The organism is Acinetobacter sp. ABJ_C5_2 (assembly GCF_044538485.1).
GTDB classification, from domain to species: domain Bacteria; phylum Pseudomonadota; class Gammaproteobacteria; order Pseudomonadales; family Moraxellaceae; genus Acinetobacter; species Acinetobacter nosocomialis_A.
This window is the reverse complement of the sequence record NZ_JBIUCS010000002.1, coordinates 432,098-448,230: the sequence shown is the minus strand read 5'-3', so window position 1 is coordinate 448,230 and position 16,133 is coordinate 432,098. Positions and strand designations below refer to the sequence as shown.

General features: G+C 40.8%; 15 protein-coding genes. 8 read left to right on the top strand and 7 right to left on the bottom strand.

The genetic code is table 11. The features are described from left to right. Positions 1 to 4: 4 nt before the first annotated feature. From ribD to ACH8JV_RS04770, 3 genes are read left to right on the top strand one after another with little or no spacing between them, the layout of a single operon-like run. A complete protein-coding gene (gene ribD, locus ACH8JV_RS04780; protein ID WP_396519960.1) occupies positions 5 to 1,090 on the top strand; it encodes a bifunctional diaminohydroxyphosphoribosylaminopyrimidine deaminase/5-amino-6-(5-phosphoribosylamino)uracil reductase RibD in 1,086 nt (361 codons plus the stop codon). Then, on the top strand, positions 1,087 to 2,379 hold the full coding sequence (locus ACH8JV_RS04775; RefSeq protein ID WP_001083669.1) for a DNA adenine methylase: 1,293 nt from the start codon (positions 1,087 to 1,089) through the stop codon (positions 2,377 to 2,379). Before ribD ends, ACH8JV_RS04775 begins: the two co-directional genes overlap by 4 nt. Before the next feature lie 42 nt (positions 2,380 to 2,421). Beyond that, positions 2,422 to 3,081 carry a riboflavin synthase gene (locus tag ACH8JV_RS04770; RefSeq protein WP_004710964.1) on the top strand — a complete coding sequence of 220 codons (660 nt, stop codon included), beginning with the start codon at positions 2,422 to 2,424 and terminating at the stop codon, positions 3,079 to 3,081. 60 nt (positions 3,082 to 3,141) lie between these two features. Here the strand turns inward: ACH8JV_RS04770 and ACH8JV_RS04765 are convergent, their stop codons facing one another. From ACH8JV_RS04765 to ACH8JV_RS04750, 4 genes are all read right to left on the bottom strand, one after another. Beyond that, entirely contained in the window at positions 3,142 to 3,360 is a 219-nt protein-coding gene (locus ACH8JV_RS04765) for a hypothetical protein (protein ID WP_396519959.1), read from the bottom strand. A 130-nt stretch (positions 3,361 to 3,490) separates the two neighbouring features. Next, on the bottom strand, positions 3,491 to 4,129 hold the full coding sequence (locus tag ACH8JV_RS04760) for a hypothetical protein (protein WP_022575135.1): 639 nt from the start codon (positions 4,127 to 4,129) through the stop codon (positions 3,491 to 3,493). A gap of 38 nt (positions 4,130 to 4,167) precedes the next feature. After that, on the bottom strand, positions 4,168 to 4,575 hold the full coding sequence (locus ACH8JV_RS04755; protein WP_006581179.1) for a DNA polymerase III subunit chi: 408 nt from the start codon (positions 4,573 to 4,575) through the stop codon (positions 4,168 to 4,170). Beyond that, complete coding sequence (locus ACH8JV_RS04750; RefSeq protein WP_396519957.1) at positions 4,568 to 6,016, bottom strand: leucyl aminopeptidase; 1,449 nt, start codon at positions 6,014 to 6,016, stop codon at positions 4,568 to 4,570. Before ACH8JV_RS04750 ends, ACH8JV_RS04755 begins: the two co-directional genes overlap by 8 nt. Before the next feature lie 143 nt (positions 6,017 to 6,159). Here ACH8JV_RS04750 and lptF point away from each other — a divergent pair, with 143 nt between their 5' ends. The 4 genes from lptF (at position 6,160) to ACH8JV_RS04730 (ending at position 11,203) form a co-directional block, all read left to right on the top strand. Continuing rightward, positions 6,160 to 7,260: an LPS export ABC transporter permease LptF gene (gene lptF / locus ACH8JV_RS04745; RefSeq protein WP_205200467.1), complete on the top strand. Its 1,101-nt coding sequence runs from the start codon at positions 6,160 to 6,162 to the stop codon at positions 7,258 to 7,260. Further along, positions 7,260 to 8,330 (top strand): LPS export ABC transporter permease LptG, encoded by a 1,071-nt coding sequence (gene lptG, locus ACH8JV_RS04740; RefSeq protein WP_039249061.1) that lies wholly within the window; start codon positions 7,260 to 7,262, stop codon positions 8,328 to 8,330. The genes lptF and lptG overlap by 1 nt, the downstream gene beginning before the upstream one ends. Before the next feature lie 125 nt (positions 8,331 to 8,455). Beyond that, positions 8,456 to 10,003 (top strand): 2,3-bisphosphoglycerate-independent phosphoglycerate mutase, encoded by a 1,548-nt coding sequence (gene gpmI / locus ACH8JV_RS04735; RefSeq protein ID WP_002048914.1) that lies wholly within the window; start codon positions 8,456 to 8,458, stop codon positions 10,001 to 10,003. A 15-nt stretch (positions 10,004 to 10,018) separates the two neighbouring features. Further along, a complete protein-coding gene (locus tag ACH8JV_RS04730) occupies positions 10,019 to 11,203 on the top strand; it encodes a S41 family peptidase (protein ID WP_396519955.1) in 1,185 nt (394 codons plus the stop codon). Between the two features lie 3 nt (positions 11,204 to 11,206). Here the strand turns inward: ACH8JV_RS04730 and ACH8JV_RS04725 are convergent, their stop codons facing one another. The 3 genes from ACH8JV_RS04725 to ACH8JV_RS04715 are packed head-to-tail and all read right to left on the bottom strand — an operon-like array spanning position 11,207 to position 14,870. Then, positions 11,207 to 12,631, bottom strand: a complete 1,425-nt coding sequence (locus ACH8JV_RS04725) for a sigma-54-dependent transcriptional regulator (protein WP_396519954.1) — start codon at positions 12,629 to 12,631, stop codon at positions 11,207 to 11,209. 24 nt (positions 12,632 to 12,655) lie between these two features. Continuing rightward, positions 12,656 to 14,224: a sensor histidine kinase gene (locus ACH8JV_RS04720; RefSeq protein WP_396519952.1), complete on the bottom strand. Its 1,569-nt coding sequence runs from the start codon at positions 14,222 to 14,224 to the stop codon at positions 12,656 to 12,658. Positions 14,225 to 14,234: 10 nt separating this feature from the next. Then, positions 14,235 to 14,870 (bottom strand): response regulator, encoded by a 636-nt coding sequence (locus tag ACH8JV_RS04715; protein ID WP_000633799.1) that lies wholly within the window; start codon positions 14,868 to 14,870, stop codon positions 14,235 to 14,237. A 211-nt stretch (positions 14,871 to 15,081) separates the two neighbouring features. Here ACH8JV_RS04715 and pbpG point away from each other — a divergent pair, with 211 nt between their 5' ends. After that, positions 15,082 to 16,128 carry a D-alanyl-D-alanine endopeptidase PBP7/8 gene (gene pbpG / locus ACH8JV_RS04710; RefSeq protein WP_311070215.1) on the top strand — a complete coding sequence of 349 codons (1,047 nt, stop codon included), beginning with the start codon at positions 15,082 to 15,084 and terminating at the stop codon, positions 16,126 to 16,128. The last annotated feature ends 5 nt before the right edge of the window (positions 16,129 to 16,133 follow it).

The window sequence follows — 16,133 nt, the reverse complement described above, 5'->3', positions numbered from 1 at the left end:
TTATATGTCTGAGTTGAAACAAGATCAGTACTGGATGCAGCAAGCCATTGAACTTGCCAAACGAGGACTCTATTCGACAAAACCAAATCCAAATGTCGGTTGTGTCATTGTCAAAGACAATCAAGTGATTGGTGAAGGTTTTCATCCGAAAGCTGGTCAACCTCATGCTGAAGTTTTTGCGCTGCGTCAGGCGGGTGAACAAGCACAAAGCGCAACTGCTTATGTGACGCTTGAACCATGTGCTCATTATGGTCGAACTCCTCCATGTGCTGAGGCACTTGTAAAGGCACAGGTCAAAAAAGTGGTTGTGGCATGTCCCGACCCAAACCCGCTTGTTGCAGGTAAAGGTGTTCAAATTTTAAGAAATGCTGGTATCGAAGTAGAAATCGGTATTTGTGAAGATTTAGCGGCCAAACTTAATCAAGGCTTTTTAAAAGCGATGTCTACGGGCATGCCATATGTGCGTTTAAAAGTTGCTTCTAGTTTAGATGGGCGTACTGCAATGGCATCTGGTGAGTCGAAGTGGATTACGGGTTCTGCTGCCCGTCAAGATGTTCAACATTGGCGTGCGATTTCAGGCGTCGTGATTACAGGCATTGATACTGTAATTGCTGATGATTGCCAGCTGAATGTACGTTCACTCCATAATATTGATATCGAGATGGTTGCTCAGCCAAAACGAGTAATTCTAGATCGGAGAGGGCGTTTACCGCTCACCGCTAAAATTTTAGAAAATCCTGAAACTGTCATGGTCATGGGGCCATATCGTCAGGAACTCGCTGACTTAGGCGTGATACAATTAGAAATTCAGCCTTTAAAAACACTATTACAGACCTTATCTAAGCAATACCAAATTTATGATGTGTTGGTTGAAGCTGGCGCAACTTTGTCTACCGCCTTTTTACAAGAAGGTTTGGTGGATGAAATGATCAGTTATGTTGCCCCGACTTTATTGGGGCAAAGTGCAAGAGCCATGTTCAATGCAGATTTTGAATATATGGCACAGCAACTTCGTTTTAAACTTCTTGATGTAATACAACTTGATCAAGATATACGCTTAAGGTTAATCCCTACGCAAGAGAAAGTATGAATTCAGAGCCTTCGGTTTACCACAAACGTCGTCATGCAGCCCGCACGACAGACGAATATCTTTTTCATCAGCTTGTACCATACTTAGGTAACAAGCGCCGATTGCTCCACTTGATTTTAGAAGCTCTGGAAATTACAGGGACGCTGAATAGCAAGAAAAAGAATCCTCCGATTTTTGCCGACTTCTTTGCGGGTAGTGGTGTGGTGTCTCGTTTGGCACGTCAAAACGGTTACCGAGTTATTGCGAATGACTGGGAACCTTATAGCCATGCGTTAAATCATGCGATTTTAGCTTGTGTCGATGCACCTGCGTTTAAAGAGCTTGGTGGATATCAGAAAGCCATCGATTATTTAAATAGGCTGCCTGAGGTTAAAGGTTGGGTAACGCATAACCTTTGCCCACGTAACGATGATGTATACGATCCGTCGCGTGACCGTTTGTTCTTTAAGCGTCGTAATGGTATGCGCATTGATGCGATTCGCCAGCAAATTGCAACATGGCAGGCCCAAGGCGCAATCAATGATGTAGAAATGAGTGCTTTACTTGCGCCATTACTCTACTCAGCAAGTTTTGTGAGTAATACCAGTGGTGTATTTAAAAGCTTCCATCAAGGGTGGGGTGGACGTACACAAACGGCACTAGAACGTATTGAATCATTGCTGTGGCTTACACCTAGCCGTTTTTGTGAGATCGGTGACCGTAAACGCCCAGCTGCTGAAATGTGGTGCGTAGATGCTCAGCATCTAGCAAATCAGATGAGCGGTTTTGAAGTAGATGTAGCCTATCTTGATCCACCTTATAACCAGCATGCTTATAGTAGTAACTACCACGTTTTGAATGCATTGACGTTATGGGATCAAGTCGATTTACCACCGCCAGATACGAAAGGCTATAAAAGTGGTATTGACCGTGCATGGCGTAAAGAGCGTCCAAGTCCGTACAACTCGTCTAAACATGCAAAAGATGCGTATGAAAAATTACTTTCAACCATCAATGCACGTTATATTCTGACCAGTTATTCGACCGATGGTAATATTGAGCCAAAAGATTTACTGATGGCCAATCTGGAGCGCGGGAAAGTCACTTTACTGACTCAAGATGTTCCACGTTATCGCGTAAGTAAACAACGTCAGTCAGAGCGCGCACGTGTGCTTGAGTTTATTGTGATTACCGATACTCATGCCAAACCAGGACCGCCGTTACGTCAATTGTTAGGCCAGCTTTACCACTTTGCCGAGCTAGGTGGTGTAGATACTTCAGGTAACAGTACGCAGCTCGCACTTTGGTAAGCGCTGCAATTTAAGCAGTGTAAAAGATTTGGAGATTGAGCCATGTTTACAGGCATTATTGAAAGTTTAGGTAAAGTAGAAAGCCTGCAAAGTGTAGGTGGCGATGTGCGTTTACGTATTCAAACCGATTTGGATATGTCTGATGTACATTTGGGTGACTCAATTGCAACCAATGGAATCTGTCTCACCGTGATTGAGTGGGGTGACAATTGGTACGCAGCAGATGTTTCTCGCGAAAGTTTAAACCGTACTACTTTGGGTAACTGGAAAGTGGGTCAACGTGTCAATGTTGAAAAAGCGATGCTGCCGACAACCCGTTTTGGTGGACACATTGTTAGTGGTCACGTTGATGGCGTAGGTGAAATTACCGTAGTACGTGAAGATGCTCGCTCAATTTATTATGAAGTGACAGCGCCTGTAGAACTTGCTAAATATTTGGCAGAGAAAGGTTCTGTAACTGTAGATGGTATTAGTTTAACCATTAACCATTTGCGCGGTAATATTTTAAGTTTGAACTTAATTCCACACACAGCAGAACGTACCAATATTGGAACATGGCAAGTAGGTAGCAAAGTTAACCTTGAAGTCGATGTATTAGCACGTTATATCGAGCGTTTATTACTGGGTGATAAAGCTGCTGAACAGAAGACCGAGTCAAATATTAGTATGGCTTTCTTGGCTGAAAATGGTTTTTTAAAATAAAATTTTAAATCGCCAAAATAAAAAAACCGGACGCTTGTTCCGGTTTTTTTATTTTAAAAATTAATGCTTGGTGAGAGTAACCGAATGTGTACCGACCCATGGTTTATTGTGCTGGGTGCGTGTAATTGAAAACTTACCTTTTTCTGACGCTCGTGTAAGCAAGATTGAAAGTGAATTAAAGTCGTTGTGACTCATATAAAGTTCTTGTGCTGAAAATGTCCATTGCTCACCCTGATTAAGCTGCTCAAGTTGCGTTGAAATCTGATGTGGAATGTCCATTTTTACCCTCATTAATTTTCATAAATAACCATGCGTTATTCTAATAATTATTTGAACTAAAAGAATATTATGCATGACCATTTTGTGACAATTAAATGTCATTTTGATGACAAAGAGGGTTTTACAAACTTTACTTTTCTATTTTTTCATCAGAAAACTTAGAATTCTTTAAAATGTACTCAATTTCTTCTTGAGCTGCCGAATTTAGCTTAGCTCGGAAAGCCGTTACAGATTGTTCAATTAAGCTCTCAGCTTCAAGTTCTAAACGAATGCGTAAACTTTCAAGCTCAGATAAGATTTGATCATCGGTAATACTAAGTTTTACGCCAGAAGAGTAGTTAACTGCTGGTGTTTCAGGATTTTTCTGATAACGCGCAGTTTGTTCTGCAACTTCTTGTTCTAGGTGACTGCGGAAAGCTTGTAGAGCTTCTGTTTGTTCACTAAATTTACGAACTTCGTCTGCTTGTAATTCAGCAGCATAAGCTGCTTCCATTGCGCGCTTATCTGCAAGAGACTTTTCTAAAGCAAGCTGACGACGAATACGTGCCTGTTCGATTAACTCTGCTTTTAAGTCAGCATAAGCTTGTTCAATGTTTTGCTGTGACTCTAGTTGGGCCTTCTCGTCATTGAGTACCCAAAGTTGAATAGGCGTCTGAGGCTCTAATAAATCACAAATACGTGCCAAATCCTGTTGATAGGCATGACGGACAGCTTCAGGCGCATTTAACCATCTTTTTTTAAAATCTTGCCCGACATTTAATGCCACCACAGTTCTCCTTTGTTCAACAGTATCTACATTTTAGCGCGTTATAATTTAAAGGTTCGAGGTTCTATACCTAAACGACGATACATTTTAAATTTTTCTCGGCCAATTTGCTTGGCTGCTTCATTATTTTCAACAATTTCTATAATGTGGCTAAAATGATTCACTTGTTCAAGTGCATGATTGTTAAAATTAAATACCAACCAGCCTTGTTCAGATGGTTGTTTAGCCGAAATACATACGGCGGCGTCTGCCTGATCAATCCCATGTGCAATGAAACTGGTCGGATCAAAGCTCCACAATTTTTCATCAAGTGTTTGTTGTAACTGTACATCTGGGCAATACCACCAGATGTTTGAATGCTTCAGCAAAATCTTCCGACATAAACGGCAAGCACTATCGACTTGCCGTTCTTCACTGGTTTCAAACAGATAAAAGCTAACTTTAGCCATTCGTATTTACACGGTTAGCCAAGAATTGCATAAGTAGTGGTACTGGACGGCCAGTCGCACCTTTTGCTGTACCTGATAACCAAGCTGTTCCTGCTACATCTAGGTGAGCCCAACGATAGTCACGAGTAAAACGCTCAAGGAAGCAGGCCGCTGTAATTGCACCACCATGTGGTCCACCAATGTTAGCGATGTCTGCAAAAGGTGAGTCCAATAGTTCTTGATAATCATCAATCACTGGCATGCGCCACACACGGTCAAATGACTGCTCACCTGCTTGTTGAAGCTCAGCTGCTAAGGCATCGTCAGGAGAGAATAAACCGCTTAGCACTTTACCTAATGCAACTACACAAGCACCAGTTAATGTTGCGATATCAACAACGACTGCCGGGTTGAAACGTTTGATATAGGTTAACGTATCGCAAAGAACCAAACGGCCTTCTGCATCCGTATTTAAAATTTCAACAGTTTGACCACTCATGGTCGTTACGATATCACCCGGACGAGTCGCTTTACCCGAAGGCATATTTTCTGCTGCTGCAATCGCGCCCACCACATGGATTGGAAGGCGTGCTTCACATAATGCACGGATTGTGCCGAGTACAGAGGCTGCTCCACACATATCGAATTTCATTTCATCCATGCCAAGGCCTGGTTTTAAAGAAATACCACCTGTATCAAAAGTAACGCCTTTACCGACAAGTACGACAGGGGCTTGTTCAAGCTGTGCTTGGTATTCAAGAGTAACAATACGACCTGGACGCTCAGATCCTTTGCTGACTGCAAGGAAAGCATACATGCCTAAGTCAGCCATTTGCTGCTCATTTAAGACAGTCACTTTGAGTAAATCAGGGAATTCGGCAGCTAAAGCTAAAGCCTGTTCAGCCAAATATTCAGGGAAACAGATATTACCTGGACGGTTTCCTAAGTCACGAGCAAAAGACTGACCAGATTGTACTGCGTGCACTAACGCAAGTTGATTTTCATCAAGACTGGTTTGTGGACTAATTAAATCAACTTGTTGTAACACAAATTCATTTTTTTTCGATTTAAACTCATCATAACCATAAGCTGCTTGAGTTAAGCTTAAGGCGAATAAATAATGGTATTCGACAGGTAATGCAGCAATATCAATTGCGATATGCTTAAATTTATTTTGTGTCGATTTGATAATGGTTTGTGCCAATTTAGCTAACTTAACTGCTTGAAGTTCAGCTGCTTTTCCTAAACCAAGTAGTTGGCTGTGAGGTTGAGTGCTAAGCTGACCAAATAATGGCAGTGTCTCATTGAAGTTAGCTTTATATTGAGTCGCCGTAAGAATACTTTCTAGGTTATTGATTTGATATGTATTGAGGTTGCTTTGTAGCTGTTCTGAATCAACTAAAACCCACAAAGATTCATTAGATGTTTGTTCAGGAAAAGTTGTATAAGTTGTAAATTTCATGGCTGCCGTGATTGCCTATAGAAAGTTATGTTGGATTAAAACATTGAAACACTTTCAAGCATAGCGTTGCAATGTGCGGTTTTATATTTTTAACATTCGGGTAAACTAGCGTTCGTCCCGTTTAGCCTTTTGGAAGTATTAATTTGATTATTCGGCGTTATCTCGTCAAGCAAGTTGTCTCTACCTCATTGGTGGTCATTGCATTATTGACCCTAATCATGATGGGTGGTCGTCTGATCAAATACTTTGGTGTGGCGGCACAGGGGCGTTTAGATGCAAGTATTTTATTTAGCATCATTGGATACCGTTTACCTGAATTTTTAACACTCATTTTACCACTGGGATTTTTTATTGGTTTAATGTTGGTGTTTGGTCGTTTATATGTTGACCATGAAATGGCTGTTTTGAATGGTAGTGGGGTAAGCCGTCATCAGTTAGCGCGTTTACTCATTCCAATGACACTGGTTTATATGGTTTGTCAGTCTGTACTTATGCTATGGATGACGCCGTGGGGACTACGTGAATTTGAAAAACTAACGACGACCCAAGCTGTACGGACAGGCTTTGACTTGGTTCGACCAAGAGAGTTTATTTCTTCAGGGCCTTATACGATTTATGCAGGCTCATTGTCGGAAGACCGTAAAAACCTCAAGGATATTTTCTTTTATCAACGTGCGACCAAAGAAGGCAAGCCAGATGTCATGATTTTGGCAAAAGAGGCAACACGTGTTGAGATGGCTAATGATACAGCCAATGTTGTCGATCTGGTTCAAGGTCGCCGTTATGAAATATATCCGGGACAACCTAAATATACGCAAGCAGAGTTCCAGTCTTATCGTCTGCGTTTAGAAAATGATAAAGACGTCAAATTTGAAAGTAGCGAAGTAGAAGCACTTCCAACTTCTAAGCTATTGGCTAAAACTAATGATCCAGTCATTAGAAGTGAATTGGGATGGCGTTTATTTGGTCCGTTTACCATTATTGTTGCCCTAATGATGTCGGTTGCATTGTCTGAGGTGAGTCCTCGACAAGGTCGTTATTATCGTCTTATTCCATCTATTTTTATTTTCGCGAGCCTGATTGTGCTTATGATTGCGATTAAGACTCGTATTAGTAAAGGTGAATTGGATATTTGGGCTTATCCAGCGGCTTTATTGGTTTATGCAATTGCAGCTGCCTTATTTTCACGTAAACAGAAATTAGGGCCGAAAATCAAGAAACAGATCAAGCGAGTGAAATTATAATGTTAGCACGTCGAATAGTCGCCAAATATGTGACGAAAACCACTGCGCTTGCAATGTTTGGTACCACCATTGTCTTATCTGTTTTGCAAGTCTTGTTTACCTATTTGGGTGAGTTGGGTGAGTTAAAGCCTGACTATAATGCATGGCAAGCTTTTATCTATGTATTATGGGGCGCTCCTCGTTATCTATACGAAATTTTGCCTATCTCGGCCTTAATTGGTGCTGTGATTGGGTTGGGTGCTTTAGCATCCAACAGTGAACTCATCGTGATGCGCTCAGTCGGGATTAGTTTATGGCGTATTGTAGGCTGGGTGATGCGTTCAGCTTTGCTACTCATTGTTTTATCTTTTGCGCTAAGCGAGTGGGTTGTTCCCTATACCAATGAGAAAGCACAAAGTATCAAAAGCCATCGTTCAGTAGCGGCTTTAGGCGAAGTGAAAGGCTATTGGTCGCGAGAAGGGCAGCGCTTTATTTATATTGATTATGCAAACTCGCAAGGGAATCTAAGAGATATTCAGGTTGTCGACTTTGATAAAGAATATCACTTGCAGTCAGTAATTAATGCAGAGCAAGGAAAGTTTATCAAAGATGGTCAATGGTCTTTGCAAAAAGCCAGCCAGACCGACATTCTTACAGATGGTAATTCAATACAAAATAACCATGATCAGCAGTCTTTAGGGTTGGCTTTACAACCTAAATATGTACACATGGTGACTTTAGACCCTGAAGACTTATCTCCAAGTCAGCTCATTAGTTTTATGCGCTATATGGAGGAATATAGCCAAGTTCCTAAAACTTACCAATTGGCTTTCTGGCAAAAAGTTGCCTCTCCATTTTCATTGATTACGCTTGTATTAGTGGCGTGTTCTTTTATTTTTGGTCCACTACGTCAACAGTCAATGGGTTTCCGTTTGGTGATCGCACTCTTTATTGGTTTAGGCTTCTATTACTTGCAAGATTTCTTGGGTTACGCAAGTTTGGTATATGCACCTTCTCCAGCTTGGTTTGTACTTGTACCTATTATTTTAATGTTTGGTGCCGGAAGTTACTTACTTTACCGTGCCCGCTAATTTGAAAGAATATGAATGGCTTTCTCAATGATCTGCATTGGTGAAAGCCATAGGAAAAAATAGAGTCTTCACCGAAAATTCGGTAAGATATTGCGATGAAATTGTAGACAAAAGAGAAATTGATTATGACGGATGCAACTGCTGGCAAGATCCCTCACGTTCTGGTCATTATGGACGGTGTTGGACACCGTGAAGCGATTGAAGATAATGCTTTTCTTGCAGCAAAAACCCCGAATTTAACTGCAATGAAAGCAAAGCATCCAAATAGTCTGATCTCTGGTTCTGGCGAAGATGTAGGTCTACCTGATGGACAAATGGGTAACTCCGAAGTTGGCCATATGAACCTTGGCGCTGGCCGTGTGTTGTACCAAGATTTTACCCGTATTACTAAAGACATTCGTACTGGCGACTTTTTCAAACATGAAGTGTTGATTGACGCTGTTGAAAAAGCAAAAGCGGCAGGTGGTGCAGTTCATATTATGGGCCTACTTTCTGAAGGTGGTGTTCATTCACACGAAGACCATATTGTGGCAATGTGTGAGCTTGCATTAAAACGTGGTGCAAAAGTTTACCTTCATGCATTCCTTGATGGTCGTGATACTCCTCCACGTAGTGCTCAACCTTCATTAGAAAAATTAGATGCTTTATTTGCTCAATATGAAGGCAAAGGGCGCATTGCAACCATGATTGGTCGCTACTTTGCAATGGACCGTGACAATCGTTGGGACCGTGTAGAACAGGCTTACCGTTTATTGACTGAAGGTGAAGCAGTTCGTACTGCAAATACTGCAGTTGAAGGTTTAGAGCTTGCCTATGCAGCTAATGAAAATGATGAGTTTGTAAAAGCAACTCGTATTGGTGATGTGGCCAAAGTTCAAGACGGCGATAGCGTTGTTTTCATGAACTTCCGTGCTGACCGTGCTCGTGAAATTACTCGTGCATTTGTCGAAAAAGACTTCGCTGGCTTTGAGCGTAAAGTTGTACCGAACCTTTCTAAATTTGTCATGCTGACGCGTTATCAGGCAAGTATTGATGCACCTGTGGCATATATGCCTGAAGAGTTGAAAAACTCACTTGGTGAATATTTATCTTCTCTTGGCAAAACACAATTACGTATTGCTGAAACAGAAAAATATGCTCATGTGACATTCTTCTTTAGTGGTGGTCGTGAAGATGAATACCCAGGTGAGAAGCGTATTCTAATTCCATCACCAAACGTTGCAACATATGACTTGAAGCCTGAAATGAGTGCTTATGAAGTAACTGATGAACTCGTTAAGGCAATTAACTCAGGTGAGTACGATTTACTTGTTGTGAACTTTGCCAATGGTGATATGGTAGGTCATACAGGCGTATTTGATGCTGCGGTTAAAGCCGTTGAAGCAGTTGATACATGTTTAGGTCGTGTATACGAAGCTGTGATGGCGAAAAAAGGCCACATGCTTATTACTGCTGACCATGGTAACGTTGAGCAAATGCAGGACTACGAAAGTGGTCAGGTTCATACTCAACATACAACAGAGCTTGTACCGTTTATTTATGTTGGTCCAACACAAGCGACTATTGCAGAAGGTGGTGTACTTGCAGATGTTGCACCGACCATCCTTAATCTAATGCAGATTCCTGTACCTGCGGAAATGCAAGGTCGTAATCTGATTACATTATCTGCATAAGCGATAGGTGACTAAATGCTGCAACACAATATATATAAAGCTTTTTTTGGTAGTGTATTGATGTGTTGCAGCCACCTCGCTCTTGCTGCTCCTGTTGTAAAAGAAAAATTATCGCCTCAGCATGCTGATTCACAAGAATCTGAAGAAAGTTATGCAGAAGTCCCTATTGAGTCGATTCAGCAGTTTGTACAAATTTACGGAATTGTTCGCGATAACTATGTCGATGAAAAGTCGGACGACGCTTTATTTTTACAAGCAATTAAAGGCCTTGTTAGTGGTCTAGACCGTTACTCCCGTTATTTGTCAGCTGAAGAATATCGTCAACTCATTCAATATACCGAAGGTGATCTTGCTTCGGTTGATTTCGCGTTAAGTCCAGAAGCACATATTCATAAATGGATGATTCGTGACCTGAAGGTGGGTTCAGACTCATATAAATTAGGCTTAAGAAATGGCCAAACTATTTTAAAGATCGACAATCAAGAGCTTAAGAATCTGACGCAAGATCAAGTATTTGGTTTGCTTTATGGATCGATAGGGTCAACACTTCAAGTACAGACAGAAGAGTCAAATACCCCAATCAGTTTGGTTCGTAATAAAAAGATTGAAACCGATATTGAACCTGTCATGTTACATAATCAGGTATTGGTCTTAAAAATTAGAGTATTCCAGCAAGATACTGCCAATGAGATTAAACGTTTAATTGAAGAAAATAGTTCTTCGCGTTTAAAAGCCGTATTAATTGATTTACGAAATAACCCAGGTGGGCTGTTATCTGCTGCTGTTGAGTCAGCCGATTTATTTTTAAATCATGGCATTATTGTTTCTACAAAAAGTCGTTCGGAAGGCAATCAGCAATTTCAGGCTTTACCCGGGAATGATTTTCAAAATATAAAAGTTGGTATTTTAATTAATCACCGATCTGCATCAGCAGCAGAAGTTTTTACTGCTGCAATGAAAGAGCATCAACGTGCTTGGGTCATTGGTGAGAAAAGTTATGGAAAGGGCGTTGTACAAAAGCTTTTCCCTTTACCAAGTGGGGCAGCCTTACAAATGACGGTCTCACATTACTACACACCGAACGGTAATATGATTGAAGGGCAAGGTATTCAGCCTAATCAGACCTATCCCTTACCTCCAGAAATGAAAGAAGAAGTTTATTTAGATCGTGTTGCCGATCTACTTCTAAAAAGGAAGTAAGCTTTATACTTCCTGTTCAGTTTCAGTATCTAATCCAAATTTCTTCAAACGATAGCGTAAAGAACGGAAAGTCATTCCTAGTTTTTTAGCTGCTAAGGTTCGATTCCAATGGGTCATATTGAGTGCATTGAGCAAGATATCTTTTTCAATACTTTCTAAATAACGCTCCAAGCCCTCAGTAGGCAATTTCTTTACAGTCTGTGGAGCAGCAGTTACCGGACTCGGTAAGCTTTGAGATGCCGATGTTATTGGATGAGGAATATTTGCTCTTAAAGGTGCAGGATGCAAATGTGGTATATCAATGTTGGCATCGTCACTTAAGGTAATTGCTCGCTCAATCATATTTCTTAATTCGCGAACATTGCCCGGAAAGTGCTGCTGTAACAAGTAAGTTTCAGCTGCTTCGGTTAATTGCTTAGGTGGGGTTTCCCACTCCATACAAATTTTCTGAATAAAGTGATTTGCAAGTAACAAGACATCTTCACCACGTTCACGTAGAGGCGGTAACATCAGGTCCATAACGTGGATACGGAAGAATAAATCCTGACGGAATTTGCCTTGTCTAACCAATAAATCTAAGTCTTGATGACTCGCACTAATTACTCGAAAATCAACATCAATTTCCTGATCGGAACCGACGGGACGAATCTTTTTCTCTTGTACTGCACGGAGCAGTTTAACCTGCATACTTAATGGTAATTCGGCAATTTCATCTAAAAATAAACTACCGCCATGAGCCGATAAAATTAGGCCTTGTTTGTCTTGCGTGGCACCGGTAAAGCTACCTTTTTTATGCCCAAACAGCTCACTTTCCATGAGTTCGGTTGGAATAGCACCGCAGTTAATCGCAATAAAAGGACCTTCACTACGGTTACTCAGCCGATGAACTAGGTTAGCAACTACTTCTTTACCTGTTCCAGACTCACCCGTAACAAATACCGGTGCTTGAGAGCGAGCAATTTTTTTAATTGCGATGCGTAATTGTTGAATAGGCAGAGAACGACCGATTAATAATTTGTTTTCTAAAGCACTCTCGGCAAAATCATACTCTGTTTTTTGCCGATTCAAGGCTTTCTGTAATAACTGATCTAGATGTACTTGGTTGATGGGTTTGCTTACAAAATCAAAAGCACCTGCTTTTAATGCTGCAATTGCAATATCCATATTGCCGTAGGCAGTTAAAACCGCAATGGGTGTGTTGGTGTAATTTTGAGAGACATGTTTGACTAAATCTAACCCACTTCCATCGGGTAGGTTTAAATCGGTTAAACATGCATCGTAATGAAACTGTGTGAAGAGTTGTTTGGCCTGTTCAACCCGATAAGCAAGATGTGTTTTAATTCCCATTCGTGCAAGTGTCATTTGCATTAAAAGGCACAAATCTTCTTCATCGTCTACAAGCAAAACGAGTGGTTGCTGTTCTGCCATTTCCCCAAAAACCTAATAAAAAAATCAATATATTATTGGACATTCTATTCTGAAGCATGCCCCTTGTTTTTGCTCTACATAGGTGAGCTTTGCATGGTTTGCCTCACAAAAACTATGAGACAAGTATAATCCTAAACCAGTTCCATTAATTTCGGTACTAAAAAATGGTTTAAATAATTGAGATATATCACGTTTTGAAACACCTTCACCGTAATCGATCACATCAATATAAATTTTATTTGTTTGTGAATGAATATCGATCATGACATTCGATGAGTCGGGTGCATTATGCCGTAGAGCATTTCGCACCAGATTGATCATGACTTGTCTTAATTGTTTTTCATCAAATAAAAATTTTAAAGAACGATCAGAAATTTTGAGCTGAATAGAATGCTTAACGTCAGATAAATCTTCATCGAGTAATGTATTTATAAAGTAGTTTAAATCAATCTGAATGGGGTGTGTTCTTTCACTACGAGCAAGTCCTAAGGTGTCTTGAACAATACTATCAATGCGTTTGGTCTGTTTGCCAATCATCTGGCGTAAAGTATTTTGTTGTTCTGGGTCGCTGTCTTTAAGTAGCTCATTTGCTTGAACAATTGCAGCAAGGGGATTGCGAATTTCATGTGCAATACTTGCTGAGAGTTGCCCTAAAGCGGCAAGTTTGAGCTGCTGTGCTTGCTGATTAATTTGCTGGGCATCTTGTAAAATAAGCAGTGTTAGCGCTTGTTGCGGAACTAAAAGATGCTGCACTTTAATATTAATAGAATAGGCTGATAGCCGAGACTCAAAAATAAATCGGTCACCTTCTTGTAAATCACCAAACTTCAATATTTCAAATAAATCGGCATGCCATTTAGCCAAAGGATATTTTTCATTGGCAAATTGGGGAGGAATGCCAAGCAGTGAGCAAGCGGCTGGGTTGCTGACAACGATGTCGTAGTTTTCATCTAAAACTAAATAGCCTTCTTCAATTTGTTCTAAAATATAGCGGTTAATATTTTGTAATTGATAAAGTTCTATTGATTGGTGAAAGGTGAGTGCTTCAAGTAATTTAAAACGCTGCACGGCAATTTGTCCAATACCATGCACCACAAAAAATAAGAAGGCCAGTAGGGCGCTATTACTGATCGTGTTTAGATTATTGTAGTCGAACAAACTACCCACGAAGCGTTGGTAAATAACTGCAATGATCGCAAGTAAGGTAATGATTAAAGACATTCTTGCGCTGAGCAAAATTGCCGAGGTAAAGATTGCAATTACATAAAGTAGACTAAGCTGTAAATTTGGTTCACCAACAGAAAAAGTCAGCAAACTCAAACAAATAACATCGATAATAAAAAATAAAGCAAGCTGGCGTGTTGCCTGAGTCGCAACCAATTTAAAGCATAACAACTGGACAAGGCTTAAGAGCGAATAGCCGAGTAGTGTGTAGAAATATAAAGCAGGGTGCTGCAAGCTATTGTCGGTTTGCGCATTGGTTGAAACCAAAATAATAGTCAGGCTAACCGCAATAATAAGACGGTATAAACCATACCAAGTGCCCAAACGAAAAATCGTATGGGACAGGGATGAATTTAAAGGAGAGTGCATGTAAGTCTGATTATGGTTTGATCAGACCGTAACGAATCGCAAGATGTGTGAGTTTTACATCACTATCAATTCCTAACTTTTCAAAAATACGATAACGGTAAGTATTTACAGTTTTCACACTCACAAAAAGTTTATCGGCAATTTCTTGTGCGCTAATACAGTTGACGACCATCATCGCAACTTGCATTTCTCGCTCCGATAATGAATCAAAAGGGGATTGTTGAGTGTCTGATAAATAAGAGCTTGCTAGCTGCTCGGCAATATCAGCACTAAAATATTTACCGCCCTGCATGACTTTATTAATTGCTCGTACCATCTCGGCAATTGGCGCACCCTTGGTGATATAGCCTTTTGCTCCAGCTTTTAGCAATAAAGACGGGTAGGGTTCTTCAGCAAGGCCACTTACAGCAATGACTTTGGTCTCTGGGGCTGTTTGTAATAAACGACGAGTTGTTTCTACACCACCGATGCCCGGCATGTTGACATCAAGTAGTACGACTTGCGGATGTTGCTGGCGAACGATAGCAATTGCTTCTTCCCCAGATTCGGCTTGTCCAATTACCTCAACATCTGCATGATCTTCTAACATACGGCAAATACCCGTACGTACCAGTTCATGGTCATCGACAACTAAAACTGTAATCAAGAAGACCTCCTTTCTTTCAAAAAACAAGTTTTTTGTTACATAAAGCAAAATAAGCTTGCAATGGAATGACAAAATTAGCAATCCTATTCTTCTATAGTGAGCGAATAGTTGTGCACAATTGTGTCGGTAAAGCTTTATACCTTATATCCCAAATGTAAGGCATAATGATAGTAAGCGCAAATGTGTGTCACCCTGAGTCGAGTATTGTGCCGTGAAAAATTCTAAAAAGTCTTTAATGCATGTGCTAAGCATGTCTATTTTGCTTAGTTTGAGTTCAACAAGCTTTGCAGAACTCGTCAATAACCCGTCCTCAGGGAGTACTGGTACTGCAAGTTTAAATTGGTCAGCAGCGGATGCTAGTCAACTTTTAAATGATGAAGATGATGAGCCGACGCCGCAAGGTTCAACTTCTGTAACTACAACTTTGCGTGGCGGTAATGCGCCAAAAGTTATTAGCTCTACACCTAGAGTTGCTCCAATCCGTGATACTGGGGGTTATAACGCCCAGCCGAGTGTCAGCGCACGTGCTGCACTTGTGATGGATGCACAAACAGGTGAGGTCCTTTATAGTAAAAATACCAACGCATCGGTACCGATTGCGTCTATTACCAAATTAATGACAGCAGTTGTAACGGCAGATGCGCGTTTAAACATGTCAGAAGAAATTACACTTGAGCAAATCGATTTTGCTGGTGCAAATGGTAAAAACTCAAGCTCAACCTTACGTGTTGGCGACAAGATGAACCGTGCAGAAGTTCTTCTATTTGCTTTAATGAAGTCTGAAAACCCTGCAGCGGCAGCTTTAGCACGTACTTATCCGGGCGGTCGTCCTGCATTCGTAGCAGCGATGAATGCTAAAGCACGTTCTTTGGGTATGAGTGCAACTCATTATTATGAATCAACTGGTTTAGACCCACGCAACGTCTCTTCTGCGCGTGATTTAGGGATTTTGGCAAGTACAGCATCTCAGTATGGTTTGATCCGTCAATTCTCAACTACACCGACTTATGATTTTAACTTGGGTTATCGCGTGTTGAAATCTAACAACACCAATGCTTTAGTGCGTAATGGTGGTTGGAATATCAACTTATCTAAGACTGGTTATATTAATGAAGCAGGGCGCTGTGTTGTGATGCACACAACTGTAAATTCGCGTCCAGCAGTAATTGTATTGCTTGGAGAGCCAAGTACACAGGCACGTAATAACGACGCAACTAACTTATTAGGTTGGTTGAGTAATTTACCAAAACGTATTTAAGTTCA